Origin of the sequence: Kitasatospora sp. NBC_00039, assembly GCF_045160625.1 — a bacterium.
GTDB lineage: Bacteria > Actinomycetota > Actinomycetes > Streptomycetales > Streptomycetaceae > Kitasatospora.
In genome coordinates this window covers 5,028,170-5,040,831 of sequence record NZ_CP108289.1, presented here as the reverse complement: position 1 = coordinate 5,040,831, position 12,662 = coordinate 5,028,170, and the positions used below count along the sequence as shown (strand labels likewise).

Below are 12,662 nucleotides of genomic sequence, written 5' to 3'. Positions count from 1 at the left end.
GGGAGGATCAACCGATGCCCGCAACGGGAGACGGGCGGGCACCTGGTGCCGCCGACCCGCCGGGCACCCTCGACGGTGCCCGCTCCGGCCGTACCCACAACCGGTCCGCCGCCCACAAACCGGCCGGCCCGGCCACGGCGCCTCCCCCGATACCCCACCCCCGGTCGAACGCCGCCCCCGCGTCGTCGCCCGCCCCACCCCAGGCGGCCCCGCTCCGGCTGCTGGTGATCGAGGACGACGCCTCCGACGCCCAGCTGCTCAAGGCCGCGGTGGCCGACAGCGGCGCCCCGATCGAGATCCACTGGGCCCGCGGGCTGGAGCAGGCCTCCGAACTGCTGGCCCCCGCCTCGTCCCGGCGCGGCCGGGCACGCGGCACCGACTTCAGCTGCGTCCTCCTCGACCTCGCCGCCCCCGCCGACCTGCCCCACCCCTCGGACGCCTCGGACGGCCTGGAGGGCCTGCACGAGTTGCTCCGCCGGGCCCCGCACACCGCCGTCGTGGTGCTCACCGACGCCGCCGGCGCCGAGCTGGGCGCCGCCGCGGTGGCCGCCGGCGCGCAGGACTTCCTGATCAAGCACGAGACGGACGGCCCGCTGCTCGCCCGCGCCCTGCGGTACGCCGTCGAGCGCAAGCGCGCCGACGAGTCCCAGCGCCGGCTTGTCGAGGCCGAGCTGCGCGGTCAGGAGAACGCCCGGCTCCAGCGCCACCTGCTGCCCACCCCGCTGCTGGACGGCGCCGGGCTCTCCTTCACCCGGCGATACCGCCCGGGCCGCCGCCGCGCCCTGCTCGGCGGTGACTTCTACGACGCGGTGCGCACCGACGACGGCACCGTCCACGTCGTGATCGGCGACGTCTGCGGCCACGGCCCGGACGAAGCCGCGCTCGGCGTGGCGCTCCGGATAGCGTGGCGCACCCTGGTCTTCGCCGGCCTCACCGGCGAGGCCCTGCTGACCACCCTTCAGCACGTCCTGGAGCACGAGCGGCGCAGCGACGAGATCTTCGCGACGCTCTGCATGCTGGTCATCGAGCCCGGTGACGCCGCCGGCAAACTCGACCCGCTCCGCGCCGTCGAACACGCCCGGCTCTACCTCGCCGGCCACCCCGCGCCCCTGCTGCTCAGCGCCGGCCAGAAGCCGGCGATGCTGCCGGCCGACCTCGCCGGCCCCGCACTCGGCCTGCTCCCCTGCGACGACGGCCAGGCCGTCTGGCCCGCGCACCGGGTCGAACTGCCTGCCGGCTGGCGGCTGCTGCTCTACACCGACGGCCTGATCGAGGGTCGGGTCGGGGCCGGCTCGCGCCGGCTCGGCCAGGACGGCCTGGCGGACCTCATCGGCGACCACCAGTCCGCCGGGCTGACCAGGGGCCGCCTGGTGGACAGCGCGATCGCCGAGGTCGAGGAGCTGAACGGCGGCGCGCTGACGGACGACGTCGCCGTGCTGCTGCTGGAGCGCAACCCGGTGCAGCTGATCCTGGGCTGACCGGGGCGGGGGCACATACGGAGAGCCCCGGCGCGCGGATGGTTCCGCGTGCCGGGGCTCGACGCTCGTCCTGCCTTGTCCCGCCCGTGCCTTGTGCTGCCTCGGCCCGCCCGAGTCCGTGTCTCGTCCTGCCCGTGTCCACCCGTATCAGGCCGTATCGGGCCGTATCGGGCCGTATCAGGCCGTGTCCGGGCGTGGACCGCCCGGTGGCTACCAGGGGCCGTAGGGGCCCATGTTGCGCCGGTCGCCCCGGCCGCCGCCCCGGCCGGTCAGCTCCCGGATCGCCGGGCGCACGTCGACCATGTAGACGATCGCCGCGACCAGGCCCGCCAGGGTCAGGAAGCTGGTCATGAAGTTCGCCCCGAACAGCAGGTCCAGCCCGAAGGCGATCCCCAGGACCGCCAGCCAGAACCCCTTGGTCTTCTTGTCCGCCGCCCGGTACGCGTCCTCCGGTCGGGTGGCCGCGTCGACCAGGGCGAACAGCTTGAAACCCAGGATGGCGACGGCCAGCCACCAGAACGGGTTCAGGTAGTCCAAGCCCAGGATCTGAGCCACTCCGCCCATCGCGGTCTCCTCTGCGTCTCGGCTCCGGCGTCCCGGCCGCCGCCCATCCTGGCACGGCGATCCGCCCGCCACGGTGTCAACGTCCCGAGGTCACCAGATGTGCCCCGGGCGGCCCGGACTCAACCGGGCCGTGGTGGCTCCCGGCGTTCCGCCGGCCGGCCGGCGGACTACTCGGTGCTCTTGCGGGCCCGGGGGGACTTCTTGACGGCGCGCTCGGCTGCGGGCTCCGTGGCGGCCTCCGCCCCGGGCTCGTCGTCCTCGACCAGCTCGGCGTCGACCGCCTCGGGCTCGGCCTCCACCGGCTTCGCGGAGGCGGGCTCGGCCGCCACCGGCGTGGACTCGGCGGGACGGCCCCGGTCGACGACGCCCTTGCCGCGCTCGGCCAGCTCGTCGTAGGCCTCCTTGGCCTTCACCGCCAGCTCGACCGCGCGGCCGACCTGCTGGAGCGCGAAGCTCTGCGCCTTCTCCTGGAGGATCTTGAGGTCGGTGGGCAGTGTGGTCACCGAGTCCGCGACCTTCGTCTGCGCCTCCACCAGCCGGCTCTGCGCCTCCTGGAGCCTGGCGGTGGCCTTCTCCTGCGCGCCCTTGCGGTCCGCGGCCAGCGCCTCGACCTTGCCGGGCACCTCGCGCAGCTTCTCGTAGGCGAGGTCCCCCGCGCCGGCGAGGGCGTAGAGCGGGGTCGGGTCGCTCAGGGTCTTCTTGATCTCATCCGTGATCGGCATGGCCGGTCCTCCCGTGGTCTAGGTTGCCGGGCCGGCGGTCTTCGGCCGGTCGGCGTCGGGGTCTTCGGGCACCGCGTCAGTGTCCTTGCGCGCGGCGTTCTCCTTGAGGAAGGCGTCGTAGACCGCGAGCAGCGCCTGCTTCTGCTGCTCGTTGATCAGCGGATCGGCCAGGATCGAGGCCCGCAGCTCCAGGCCCTCGCCCCGCCGTTCCTCCAGGATCCCGGCCTGGACGTACAGCGTCTCCGCCGAGATCCGCAGTGCCTTGGCGATCTGCTGGAGGATCTCCGCGCTCGGCTTGCGCAACCCTCGCTCGATCTGGCTGAGGTAGGGGTTGGACACGCCGGCGGCCTCGGCCAGCTGCCGCAACGAGTACTGCGCGTTCCGCCGTTGCTCGCGGATGTACTCGCCCAGCGAACCGACATTCAGTGAGGCCATGCGACCAGGCTGCATCACCGCGCTTGCAAATGCAAGCATGCTGCTAACAGCAGCAAACACGGCGTCGCGCGCCGACCACAGGACGGGGAACGGCCGACGGGCACGGGGCTCGTGTCGGTGGGCGAGCTCCAGGCACCGGCGCGCGGCGGGCGCGAGTGCCGCCCAGGCCGTCTCGAAGCTCTCCGTGATCCCCGTCCGGCCGAGACCAGTGAGGCCGGACCCCGGCCGGGGACTCTGCGATCGGACGGGAACGGCCGCACGAAGGCAATCGGGCGCAGGCGCTCAGGCGAGCTCGGGGACCCGGATCGGCATGAGGAGGGAGAAGGTGCCGGCCCGCCCGGCCGTCCGGATGGCCAACGGGGCGATCGGGCCGCCGATTTCGAGGACGAGCTGCTCGGGGCCGCCGGCCCGGAGGGCGTCCAGGAGGAAGTCGCGATTGACCGCCACCCGGACGTCGTCGGGGGCGGGCTCGGCGCCGTCGGAGGCGATGGTGAGCCGCCCGTCCCGGTCGAGGGTGAGCACGGTGACCTCGCAGGCGGAGCCGTGCGGACCGGAGGGCAGGCTGCGGGTGGCGCCGGCCTCGACCGCGCCGAGCAGCTCGGCGGCGGGCAGGCCGACCCGGTGGCCCGGGTCGAGCCGGACCAGCGAACGGTAGTCGGGGTAGTCGTGGTCGAGGGTGGCGCCCTCGATCCGGTGACCACCGGTCGTGACGCGGAACCGCCCGGCGCCGATGGCCAGTTCCGCCTCCTCCGCGCCGGAGCCGAGCAGCACGCGGACGGCGTCGGCCAGCGCGGTCGGGACGATCACGCCCGTCGAGGACGTCGACGGCGCGGGCACTTCGGCCAGCGCCATCCGGTACCGGTCGGTGGCGACCAGCCGCAGCAGTCCCCCGTCCAGGTCGAACAACACGCCCGACAGCATGGGTACTTCGGGGTCACTGCCGACCGCGAAGCGGACCGCGTCCAGGGCGGCGGCCAGCTCGCGGGCGGAGACGGTGAAGCCGTGCGCGGCGGGGGCGGTGGTCATGGGGTTCTCCCTCTGGTCGATCAGCGTGCGGATCAGGGAGAGCTCCCGGCGGGCGTCGGCGAGGCCGTCCTCCAGCCGCCGCAGATGCGCGTCGAGCACCCGGTGGGCCGTGCCGTCGCCAGGGGCCGCGGCGAGCACGGCCCGGATGCCGGCGAGGGGCAGGCCCACCCGCCGCAGCCGGCAGAGCAGCCGGGCGTCGGCGAGCTGGTCCGGCGCGTACCAGCGGTAGCCGGTCTGCGGGTCGACCCAGGCGGGGGCGAGGACGCCGGCGCCGTCGTAGAAGCGCAGCGCACTGACGCCGAGGCCGCTGTCGCGGGCCAGTTCACCGATGCTGCGCAGGTCGCTCTCCATGCCTGGGACTCTGGGGCCTCGACCAGGTCGAGGGTCAAGCCGCACGGCCGGACCGGCGTCGACGGTACCGGGCGGCGCGACCGTCACCACATGGTTGAACTTTGAACGAGATCGCCCTACAGTGGAGGCAACAAGTTGAAGCCTAAACAAATGGCTTCGAACCCGAGGAGGAGCCATGGGCCTTTTCAACCGCACCAAGAACGCCGTCGCCACCACCGTCATCGACACCCCCGCCGGCCCGGACCTGGGCCACCTCACCGGCGACTGGGCCATCGACACCACCCACAGCGAGGTCGGCTTCTCGGTGCGCCACGCCATGGTGACCAACGTCAAGGGCCGCTTCACCGACTACGACGGCAAGCTGCACCTGGACGGCACCACCCCGGGCAACTCGAGCGCCGAGCTGGTGATCAAGGTCGCGAGCATCGACACCAACCAGGCGCAGCGCGACGAGCACCTGCGCACCGGCGACTTCTTCGCCGCCGACGCCCACCCGGAGATCCGCTTCCGCAGCACCTCCGCCGAGCGTCTGCGCGGCGACTCGTACCGGATGAACGGCGAGCTCACGATCAAGGGCACCACCCGCCCGATCGTGCTGGACCTCGACTACACCGGCAGCGCCACCGACGCCTACGGCGCCGAGCGGGTCGGCTTCGAGGGCTCGGCCGTACTCGACCGCACCGACTGGGGCCTCACCTACAACGCCGCCCTGGAGACCGGCGGCGTGCTGATCGGCGAGAAGGTCAAGCTCAGCTTCGACATCTCCGCCGTCAAGGCGGCCTGAACCGGCCGACCACGGCCGCCGGACCGACCTTCGCACCGACGGTCGCCGTAGCGACCGCCCCGCCCACGCCCCACCCCTGCCGACCCCCGAGCGGCAGGGGTGGGGACGTCTCCGCGCACAACAACGCCCCTCGGCCGCCGAATTCCGGTCCTGCGGGATCCGCCGTCGTCCGGCGTGACGAACCGGCTGCGGCCGGGACGACCTACGCCCCCGGCAGTACCGCCCCCGCCTCCAGCAGCGCCGCGTCGGCGGCCGGCAGCCAACTGCCCGCCGGGCGCCGCAGCCACCCCTCCCGGGCGCCGAGTTCGCCGGCCGCCGCGCGCAGCGCCGTCAGTCCCGGGTGCCGCAGACCCGGGCGGTGTACCAGGCTGACCAGGCTGAGCGGCACCGGGTCGACGAGTGGCACGTTCACCACGCCGGGGATCAGCGGCCCGCTGGTGGTGGTCAGCATCGGGTCGCCGTGCCGGGTGAGGTAGCGGGCGGTCTCGTCCACCCCGACCGGCGGGACGTACGGCGCCGCCGCCGTCAGCCTGTGCTCGCGCAGCAGCCGGGTGCCGAAGTCGGCCCATTCGGTGGTGGCCGGGTTGCCGGCGCAGACGTCCACGGGGTGGCCGGCCAGCTCCGCCAGGCGCAGCACCGGTCGGCCGGCCAGCGGGTGGCCGACCGCCATCATCACCGAGACCCGCTCCAACCGCACCGGCGTCTGGACGAGTTGGCCCCGCACCCGGGCGTCCAGGCCGGCGAACCGGCCGAGCGAGGCGTCCAGGCGGTGGGCGATCAGCTCCTCGGCCGCCGCCGCCAGACCGCCGAGGAAGCGGGCCAGGATGTCGCCCTCCGGCCAGGCGGCGCGGGCGAGTTCGAGCAGCCGGTCGGAGGTCAGATCGGGGCCGTTGACGTTGCTGTTGACGTCCAGCAGCAACGGGCGGAGCTCGGCGGCCGTCACGATCTCGTCGTGCAGGGCGAGGAGCTGGCGCGCCTTCGGCAGCAACAGCAGCCCCGCCCGGGTGAGTTCGACGCTACGGGTGGTCCGGGTGAAGAGCGCGTCGCCGAGCAGCCTCTCCAGCGCGCGGACGTCCCGGCTGAGCGCCTGCTGGGCGACGTGCAGGCGTTCGGCGGCCCGGCCGAAGTGCAGGGTCTCGGCCGTCGCGACGAAACCGCGGAGCAGGCGGGGGTGCAGGTCGGAGGGCATGACGGCAGATTAACAACATCATGTTGTCAGTACGGCGAAACAGGTGTTGGACCGTGCCCGGGCCGAGACGTGAGGCTGGGAGCTCCCTCCCCCACTCTCTGCTTCGGAGTACCGTGCGCGCCTCCTACCGACGGCTCTTCGCCCTGCCCGGCACCGCCGCCTTCACCTTCGCCGGGCTGTTCGGCCGGCTCTCGATGTCGATGACGGGCGTCTCCCTGGTGGTGCTGCTCGCCGAACGACGCGGCTCGTACGCACTGGCGGGCAGCGTCTCGGCGGCCGGCCTGGTCACCGGGGCGATCGGCATGCCGCTGCTCGGCCGCCTGGTCGACCGGTACGGGCAGGCGCGCGTCGCCGTCCCGGCCACGCTGTACAACGCCGTCCCGTTCACCGGCCTGCTGGTCTGCGTCCGCTCCGGCGCGCCCGACTGGACGCTGTACGCCTGCTGGGCGGCCGGCGCGGCGGCGCCGAACCTGGGCGGCATGGCGCGGGCCCGCTGGGCACACCTCTACCGGGCCGACCCGGCCGCCCGGCACCTCGCCAACTCCTTCGAACAGGCGCTGGACGAGCTCTGCTTCATGGCCGGGCCGGTGCTCGCGATGCTGCTCTGCACGGCGGTCGCACCGGAGGCCGGCATGCTCACCGCCGGGGTGCTCGGCTCCGTCGGCGCCCTGCTCTTCGCCGCCCAGCGACGCACCGAACCCCCGCTCGCGGAGCGCCCGACGGGCAGCGGCCACGGCTCGCCGCTGCGGGTGCCGGGGCTGCGGGTGCTGGTGCTGACCTTCCTCGCCAGCGGCGTGGTCTTCGGCTCGATGGAGGTGACCACCGTGGCCTACGCCGACGCTCTCGGACAGAAGCCGGTGGCGGGCGGTCTGCTGGCGCTGGTCGCGGCCGGCTCGTGCGTGGCCGGGCTGCTCTTCGGCCTGCTCCGGCCGCGCCGGGCGGCGGGCGTCCGTTTCCTGCTCGGTGTCACCGCGATGGCCGTCCTGCTGCTCCTGCCGCTGGCCGCGGGGGTGGGCGGCGCCGGACCGGCCGTGCTCGGCGTCACGCTGTTCGTGGCCGGGACGGGCACCGCACCGACCATGGTCACCGGCATGACGCTGGTCCAGGAGCTGCTCCCGCAGAGGCAGCTGAACGAGGGCATGGCGGTCGCGGTGTCCGGCATCGTGGTCGGCATCTCGGCCGGCGCGGCCCTCGCCGGGGCGGTCGCCGAGCACGCCGCACCCGGCTCCGGCTACTGGCTGCCCGCGGGAGCCGCCGCGCTCGCCCTGCTGATCGCCCTGGCGGGCCGCCGCCACCTGCGGATACCGGGCTCTTCCACGGCCCCGGACGCCCCCCTCCCGGTGCAGGGCTCCCTCCCGGTACGGGGCACTTCATCGGCCGCGGGCGCTCCCTCGGCGTCCGAAAATTCCGAACGGGCTGTCACTGCCGCGCGCTAGCGTTCGGGCATGGAGACGGCGACCATCCGATACGTCCGTGGCGACGCCACCGCGCCCCAGGCGAAGGGCGTGAAGGTGATCGCGCACGTCTGCAACGACCTCGGCGGGTGGGGCAAGGGATTCGTGCTGGCCCTGTCGCGGCGCTGGCCGGAGCCGGAGGCGGCGTTCCGGCGCTGGCACCGGGAGCGCGCGAAGAACGACTTCGGCCTGGGAGCCGCCCAGTTGGTGCAGGTCGAGCCGTACGTCTGGGTGGCCAACCTCGTCGGGCAGCGCGGCCTCCGGACCGGCCGGTCGACGGGCGTACCGGTGCGGTACGAGGCGATCGACACCGCGCTGGCGGCGCTGGCCGAGCGGGCGCCCGCGCTCGGCGCCTCCGTCCACATGCCGCGGATCGGCTGTGGACTGGCAGGCGGGCGCTGGGAGTTGGTCGAGCCGCTGGTGACGGCCCGCCTGGTGGACCGGGGGATCCCGGTGACGGTCTACGACGTCGACTGAAGGCCCGCCGATGCCGGTGACGGCCGCACCGACGCCGCCGGCCAGGTGTACTCGTACTCGGGCAGCAGGTAGCCGCCCGGGAAGACGCCCTCCTGCTCGGCCGTCCGGCGGCCGCCCTCGCGCTCGTAGAACGCGACCGCCCGGGCGTTGTCGCGCAGCACCTCCAGGTAGAGGTCGGCGCCGGGGTGCTGCCTGGCGACATGCCCGCGCGCCGCGTCGAGCAGCGCACGGCCGATGCCTCCGCCGGTCTGCCCGGGCCGGACGTGCAGGTTGTCCAGGAGCACCCGCCCGTCCTCCTGCGGCACCAGGTAGACGAAGCCGACGACGCTCCCGGTCTGTTCGGCGATCAGCAGCTCGGGGGTGTTGGCCGGTTCGCCGTAGTCGACGGTCAGCCGCAACGCCCAGAGCTCGCGCCGCGCGGCGACCATCCCGTCACCGAGCGCCTGCTCCGGGACGATGCCGGTGTAGGCGGTGCGCCAGCTGAGGGCGTGCAGGCCGGCAACGGCCTCGGCGTCGTGCGCGGTGCCGCGGCGGATGGTGGCGTTCATGTGACGAGCTTCCCACACGCCCCAGCTTGAGCATGTTCAACTCCAGCCCCTAGAGTCATGCCCATGCTTTTGAACGCGTTCGAACCGGACGCGGGCGGAGCGGCGGTACCGGGTGCGGAGGGGGCATCCGGTGCTGTCCGTACCGACACCGGTCGGAGCTGAGCGGTCGTGTCAGGCCTGCCCTGACACCGCCAGGCAGGCGGGAGTTTGACGGCAGGCCCTAGGCTCGGAGCCGTGAACGACCTGGCAGCGACGAACGGACCCGACAGCACGAGTGGCACCGCCGGCACCGACAGCCCCGGCGACAGCCTCGCCACCGGCACCCCCGCTCCGGCGGAGCTTCCCGGCGGAAGAGCCCAGCCGAAGACGGACAAGAGTGAGGCGACCCGGGCCCTGATCCTGGAGACCGCGATGCGGCTGTTCCAGGAGCGCGGCTACGAGAAGACCACCATGCGCGCCATTGCCACCGAGGCGGGCGTCTCGGTCGGGAATGCTTACTATTATTTTTCGGCGAAGGAATTCCTGATCCAGGGATTCTACGACCGGATGACGTACGACCACGCGGCGGACGCCAGGAATCGCATGGCCCATACTCGGGATTTCGCCGAGCGGCTGGAAATCGCGCTGACCTCCTGGCTCGACACCGCCGCGCCGTACCACGAGTTCGCCGCGCAGTTCTTCCGGACGGCCGCCGACCCGACCAGCTCGCTGAGCCCGTTCTCCAACGAGTCGCACCCGGCGCGGGCGACCGCCGTGGAGCTGTTCCGCGACGTGCTGCAGGGCTCGGAACTGGCGCCGAAGCTGGACGCCGAGCTGGTCGAGCTCCTGCCGGACGTCCTCTGGCTGCACCTCATGGTCGTGGTCCTCTACTGGGTCTTCGACCGGACCGAGGACACCGAGCGGACGCGGGAATTCGTCCGCCGGTCCACCCCCATGGCGGCCCGGGTGATCAACCTCTCGCGTTATCGGGTATTCCGGCCGATTGTCCGCGACGCCAAGGGACTTATTCAGGACTTCATCCTGCCGACCATCGGGAAAACCGCCGTCAAGTAGGCGGAGCATGCGAAGCCGGGGATCGAACGGCGCCGGGCCGGCCGTCGGGGAGACGGCCGGCCCGGCACCGGTGCTTCGGGGCGCCCGACTCAGAAGCCGTCCGGGTTCCAGGAGAGCAGCGGTGTGCGCAGTACCAGGTCCACGGCGGCCGCGGCGCCGTCCCAGACCTCGGTGACCAGACCGGCCGCGGCCAGCCGGGGAGCCGTCTCGCCGCCCAGGTAGAGCGACCCGAGCGCCGAGGATTCGAGCAGGAGGTCGGGCACGTCGGTGGTGCGGGTGCAGCGGCCGGTGCCATCGGCGGCGGCCTCGATCGCCCAGCGACCGGCGGCGTAGCCGTCGCGGTCCTTGACCTCCAGCACGACCCGGCCGGGCGCGCCGTACGTCCGGGCGTTGAACGCGGCCTCGAAGTCGAGCACCCGCAGCCACATGAAGTCGGCATTCTCCGCGTACGGGGTGGCCGCGCGCGGGTCGTTGAGCAGCAGAGGCAGCGGGTCGTCCGGGCCTATGTTCTCGATCACGACCTTGCGCACCCAGTCGACCGAGAACAGGAACCGCCACAGTTCGGCGGCGGTGGCCCGGTCGAGGGCGAGGAAGTCGACCACGGTGAGCGTGCAGTTCGGGTAGCTGCCGTCCCAGGTGTCATCGACCCGGTAGACGGCCAGGCCGGTGGCGTTGCCCTCGGCGTCCCGGTGGACGGCGGCGAAGGGCTCCTTCCACTCGAAGCCCGGGACCGGGACCGCGCCGGTGTGGCGCTTCCACCACGCCTCGTCGCGGGCGAGCGCGCCGGGCTGGGTGAGCCGCCAGCGGTCGTGCAGCTCGGGGCCCACCTTGCGCAGCTCCTCCATGGTGAGGAACTCGATCCGCCCGCCGGGCACGGTGGGCAGGCCGTCGCGCAGGCCGCGGGCGCGCGTCAGGTCGACGTTCCACCCGTGGCCACGGGTGGCCGGGCCGAAGCCGAACCGGGCGTAGATGCTGTACTCGGCGGCGATCAGGACGGCGACGGGGGCGCCGCGCTCGCGGGCGGCCGCGAGGTCCCGCGACATCATCCGGCTCAGCAGGCCGCGCCGGCGGTGGGTGGTCGTCACGGTGACGGAGGTGATCGCGTTCGCCGGGACGACGGCCCCGCCGGGGACGGTCAGCTCGACGTCGAAGCTCCGGTAGGTGGCGACGAACCGGCCCTCGGCCTCGGCCCCGAGCGCCCGCCCGGGCTGCCACTGCAGCCGGCGGAACTCCAGCGCGCTCTCCGCGTGCGGGCGCAGGAACCCCAGGGAGATCGCGCGGCCCCAGGCCTCGATCTCGCTCTCGGCGATCGCCCGGATCTCTGCTCCGCCGACCGTGTCGGTCCGTTCCTCCAGCCGGCCGTGGCCCTGGTCGCCGGTCTCGCCGTACGCATCGTTGCCCATCCGCCCACGGTACGGCGGGCCCCCGGCGGCGGCATCCGATTTATTCCGCCGCTGCCCCGGGCCGGTCCAGGGGGTCGAAGACCCAGTGGTTGACCCGCAGAAGCCGGCCCGCGAAGTCCACCTCCCGCTCGCCGAGCAGCCGGAAACCGAGGGTGCGGCAGATGCCGTTGGACGGCCCGTTGGTGGTTGCCGGGTGGGCGTGCACCGGGCCCCAGCGGCCGTCCCGGGCGGCCAGGTCGAGCACGGCCCGGACGGCCGCCTTGCCGACGCCGCGGCCCTGGAACTCCGGCAGCACCATCCAGCCGATCTCGGAGACGACCTCGCCGCCCTCCTCGTTCGGCCAGAGCGTGACGCTCCCGGCCACCTCGCCCGGCGCGGCCCCGTCCGGGACGATCATCTTGATCCAGGAGCGGTCCGCCGCCGCGGCCAGCACGTCCCGCCGGACCTTGTCCGCGATGCCCTCCACCGGCAGCGGCCCGCCCAGTTCGGCCATCATCACCGGATCGCACCGCATCCGGACGTAGGCCCCGGCATCCCCCGGCTCGACGTCCCGCAGCCTCATGTCACTTCCCTTCCGGCCGGCCATCGTACGGCCGCCCTCCGACAACCGGCCCTCCGACAACCAGCCTTCCGCACGCCGGCCTTCCGCACGCCGGGCGGGACGGGCGGGACGGGCGGGACGGGCAGGACGGCGGACGGAGGGACGGCGGACGGGCATGATGGGAGCCATGTCTCCGGTCCCCGTCACCCCGCGTCCCCTGAACGCCGCCGAGCGGGCGGTGCTGGAGCACGTGCTCTCCGCCGGCTTCGACGGCGCCGCCGAACTACGGAGCCAGCTGGACCGGACCGAGGTGGTGGCCGTCTGGGGCCCGCGGTCGGTCAGCGTGGACGTCCGGGTGCGCGAGCCGGCGCCACCCGCGGCGGCGCTCCGGGGCACGAGGCCGCTGCCGGTCGACGCGATGGTGTTCGACGAGGCCGGCGAGTACGTCGGCGAGCTGCTCGTCTGGACCGAGGACGGCGCCCTGGCCGGCCTCGAATACGCCTGGGTGACCGACGAGATGCCGCTCACGCTGCCGCCGGTCACCCGGATCCGGCCGGGCGCCCCGGATTCGCGGCAGTTCTGACGGGTCGTCACCACCGGCAGGCGCCGCCACGACACCGACCCCGCCACGTTCACG

At 73.7% G+C, this 12,662-nt stretch carries 14 protein-coding genes; 6 read left to right on the top strand and 8 right to left on the bottom strand.

Translation table 11 applies throughout. The features are described from left to right. Nucleotides 1-14 precede the first annotated feature (14 nt). On the top strand, nucleotides 15-1,478 hold the full coding sequence (locus OG286_RS22365; RefSeq protein ID WP_396321953.1) for a PP2C family protein-serine/threonine phosphatase: 1,464 nt from the start codon (nucleotides 15-17) through the stop codon (nucleotides 1,476-1,478). Between the two features lie 210 nt (nucleotides 1,479-1,688). Here the strand turns inward: OG286_RS22365 and OG286_RS22360 are convergent, their stop codons facing one another. The 4 genes from OG286_RS22360 to OG286_RS22345 all read right to left on the bottom strand — a co-directional run bounded on the left by OG286_RS22360 (nucleotide 1,689) and on the right by OG286_RS22345 (nucleotide 4,576). Then, nucleotides 1,689-2,042 carry a DUF2516 family protein gene (locus OG286_RS22360; RefSeq protein ID WP_396321954.1) on the bottom strand — a complete coding sequence of 118 codons (354 nt, stop codon included), beginning with the start codon at nucleotides 2,040-2,042 and terminating at the stop codon, nucleotides 1,689-1,691. Nucleotides 2,043-2,209: 167 nt separating this feature from the next. Next, nucleotides 2,210-2,764 (bottom strand): hypothetical protein, encoded by a 555-nt coding sequence (locus tag OG286_RS22355; protein ID WP_396321955.1) that lies wholly within the window; start codon nucleotides 2,762-2,764, stop codon nucleotides 2,210-2,212. Between the two features lie 18 nt (nucleotides 2,765-2,782). Then, nucleotides 2,783-3,199 (bottom strand): helix-turn-helix domain-containing protein, encoded by a 417-nt coding sequence (locus OG286_RS22350; RefSeq protein WP_396321956.1) that lies wholly within the window; start codon nucleotides 3,197-3,199, stop codon nucleotides 2,783-2,785. A 282-nt stretch (nucleotides 3,200-3,481) separates the two neighbouring features. Further along, nucleotides 3,482-4,576, bottom strand: coding sequence for a MerR family transcriptional regulator (locus OG286_RS22345; RefSeq protein WP_405360283.1), 1,095 nt, complete (start codon nucleotides 4,574-4,576; stop codon nucleotides 3,482-3,484). Nucleotides 4,577-4,751: 175 nt separating this feature from the next. Here OG286_RS22345 and OG286_RS22340 point away from each other — a divergent pair, with 175 nt between their 5' ends. Further along, nucleotides 4,752-5,360 (top strand): YceI family protein, encoded by a 609-nt coding sequence (locus OG286_RS22340; RefSeq protein WP_396321958.1) that lies wholly within the window; start codon nucleotides 4,752-4,754, stop codon nucleotides 5,358-5,360. Nucleotides 5,361-5,562: 202 nt separating this feature from the next. On the opposite strand, the gene OG286_RS22335 is transcribed toward OG286_RS22340, so the two are convergent. Then, nucleotides 5,563-6,549, bottom strand: coding sequence for a LysR family transcriptional regulator (locus tag OG286_RS22335; RefSeq protein ID WP_396321959.1), 987 nt, complete (start codon nucleotides 6,547-6,549; stop codon nucleotides 5,563-5,565). A 113-nt stretch (nucleotides 6,550-6,662) separates the two neighbouring features. On the opposite strand from OG286_RS22335, the gene OG286_RS22330 reads away from it, so the two are divergent. Both OG286_RS22330 and OG286_RS22325 read left to right on the top strand, forming a co-directional pair. Further along, nucleotides 6,663-7,985: an MFS transporter gene (locus OG286_RS22330; RefSeq protein WP_405360285.1), complete on the top strand. Its 1,323-nt coding sequence runs from the start codon at nucleotides 6,663-6,665 to the stop codon at nucleotides 7,983-7,985. A 9-nt stretch (nucleotides 7,986-7,994) separates the two neighbouring features. After that, nucleotides 7,995-8,480 carry a macro domain-containing protein gene (locus OG286_RS22325; RefSeq protein ID WP_405360287.1) on the top strand — a complete coding sequence of 162 codons (486 nt, stop codon included), beginning with the start codon at nucleotides 7,995-7,997 and terminating at the stop codon, nucleotides 8,478-8,480. On the opposite strand, the gene OG286_RS22320 is transcribed toward OG286_RS22325, so the two are convergent. Further along, complete coding sequence (locus OG286_RS22320) at nucleotides 8,465-9,028, bottom strand: GNAT family N-acetyltransferase (RefSeq protein WP_396321962.1); 564 nt, start codon at nucleotides 9,026-9,028, stop codon at nucleotides 8,465-8,467. The genes OG286_RS22325 and OG286_RS22320 overlap by 16 nt on opposite strands. Before the next feature lie 234 nt (nucleotides 9,029-9,262). Between OG286_RS22320 and OG286_RS22315 the strand changes: the two genes are divergently transcribed. Continuing rightward, the gene (locus tag OG286_RS22315) at nucleotides 9,263-10,081 is read left to right on the top strand and encodes a TetR family transcriptional regulator (protein ID WP_396321963.1); all 819 of its coding nucleotides are present in this window, start codon (nucleotides 9,263-9,265) and stop codon (nucleotides 10,079-10,081) included. 89 nt (nucleotides 10,082-10,170) lie between these two features. On the opposite strand, the gene OG286_RS22310 is transcribed toward OG286_RS22315, so the two are convergent. Both OG286_RS22310 and OG286_RS22305 read right to left on the bottom strand, forming a co-directional pair. Next, nucleotides 10,171-11,484: a GNAT family N-acetyltransferase gene (locus tag OG286_RS22310; RefSeq protein ID WP_396321964.1), complete on the bottom strand. Its 1,314-nt coding sequence runs from the start codon at nucleotides 11,482-11,484 to the stop codon at nucleotides 10,171-10,173. Between the two features lie 40 nt (nucleotides 11,485-11,524). Next, entirely contained in the window at nucleotides 11,525-12,046 is a 522-nt protein-coding gene (locus OG286_RS22305) for a GNAT family N-acetyltransferase (protein WP_396321965.1), read from the bottom strand. Nucleotides 12,047-12,212: 166 nt separating this feature from the next. Between OG286_RS22305 and OG286_RS22300 the strand changes: the two genes are divergently transcribed. Next, nucleotides 12,213-12,608: a hypothetical protein gene (locus tag OG286_RS22300; RefSeq protein ID WP_396321966.1), complete on the top strand. Its 396-nt coding sequence runs from the start codon at nucleotides 12,213-12,215 to the stop codon at nucleotides 12,606-12,608. The last annotated feature ends 54 nt before the right edge of the window (nucleotides 12,609-12,662 follow it).

Excerpts from the sequence above, each read along its gene's own strand:
- OG286_RS22365 (WP_396321953.1), top strand. The coding sequence starts at position 15 with ATGCCCGCAACGGGAGACGGGCGGGCACCTGGTGCCGCCGACCCGCCG.
- OG286_RS22360 (WP_396321954.1), bottom strand. The coding sequence starts at position 2,042 with ATGGGCGGAGTGGCTCAGATCCTGGGCTTGGACTACCTGAACCCGTTC.
- OG286_RS22355 (WP_396321955.1), bottom strand. The coding sequence starts at position 2,764 with ATGCCGATCACGGATGAGATCAAGAAGACCCTGAGCGACCCGACCCCG.
- OG286_RS22350 (WP_396321956.1), bottom strand. The coding sequence starts at position 3,199 with ATGGCCTCACTGAATGTCGGTTCGCTGGGCGAGTACATCCGCGAGCAA.
- OG286_RS22345 (WP_405360283.1), bottom strand. The coding sequence starts at position 4,576 with ATGGAGAGCGACCTGCGCAGCATCGGTGAACTGGCCCGCGACAGCGGC.
- OG286_RS22340 (WP_396321958.1), top strand. The coding sequence starts at position 4,752 with ATGGGCCTTTTCAACCGCACCAAGAACGCCGTCGCCACCACCGTCATC.
- OG286_RS22335 (WP_396321959.1), bottom strand. The coding sequence starts at position 6,549 with ATGCCCTCCGACCTGCACCCCCGCCTGCTCCGCGGTTTCGTCGCGACG.
- OG286_RS22325 (WP_405360287.1), top strand. The coding sequence starts at position 7,995 with ATGGAGACGGCGACCATCCGATACGTCCGTGGCGACGCCACCGCGCCC.
- OG286_RS22320 (WP_396321962.1), bottom strand. The coding sequence starts at position 9,028 with ATGAACGCCACCATCCGCCGCGGCACCGCGCACGACGCCGAGGCCGTT.
- OG286_RS22310 (WP_396321964.1), bottom strand. The coding sequence starts at position 11,484 with ATGGGCAACGATGCGTACGGCGAGACCGGCGACCAGGGCCACGGCCGG.
- OG286_RS22305 (WP_396321965.1), bottom strand. The coding sequence starts at position 12,046 with ATGAGGCTGCGGGACGTCGAGCCGGGGGATGCCGGGGCCTACGTCCGG.
- OG286_RS22300 (WP_396321966.1), top strand. The coding sequence starts at position 12,213 with ATGTCTCCGGTCCCCGTCACCCCGCGTCCCCTGAACGCCGCCGAGCGG.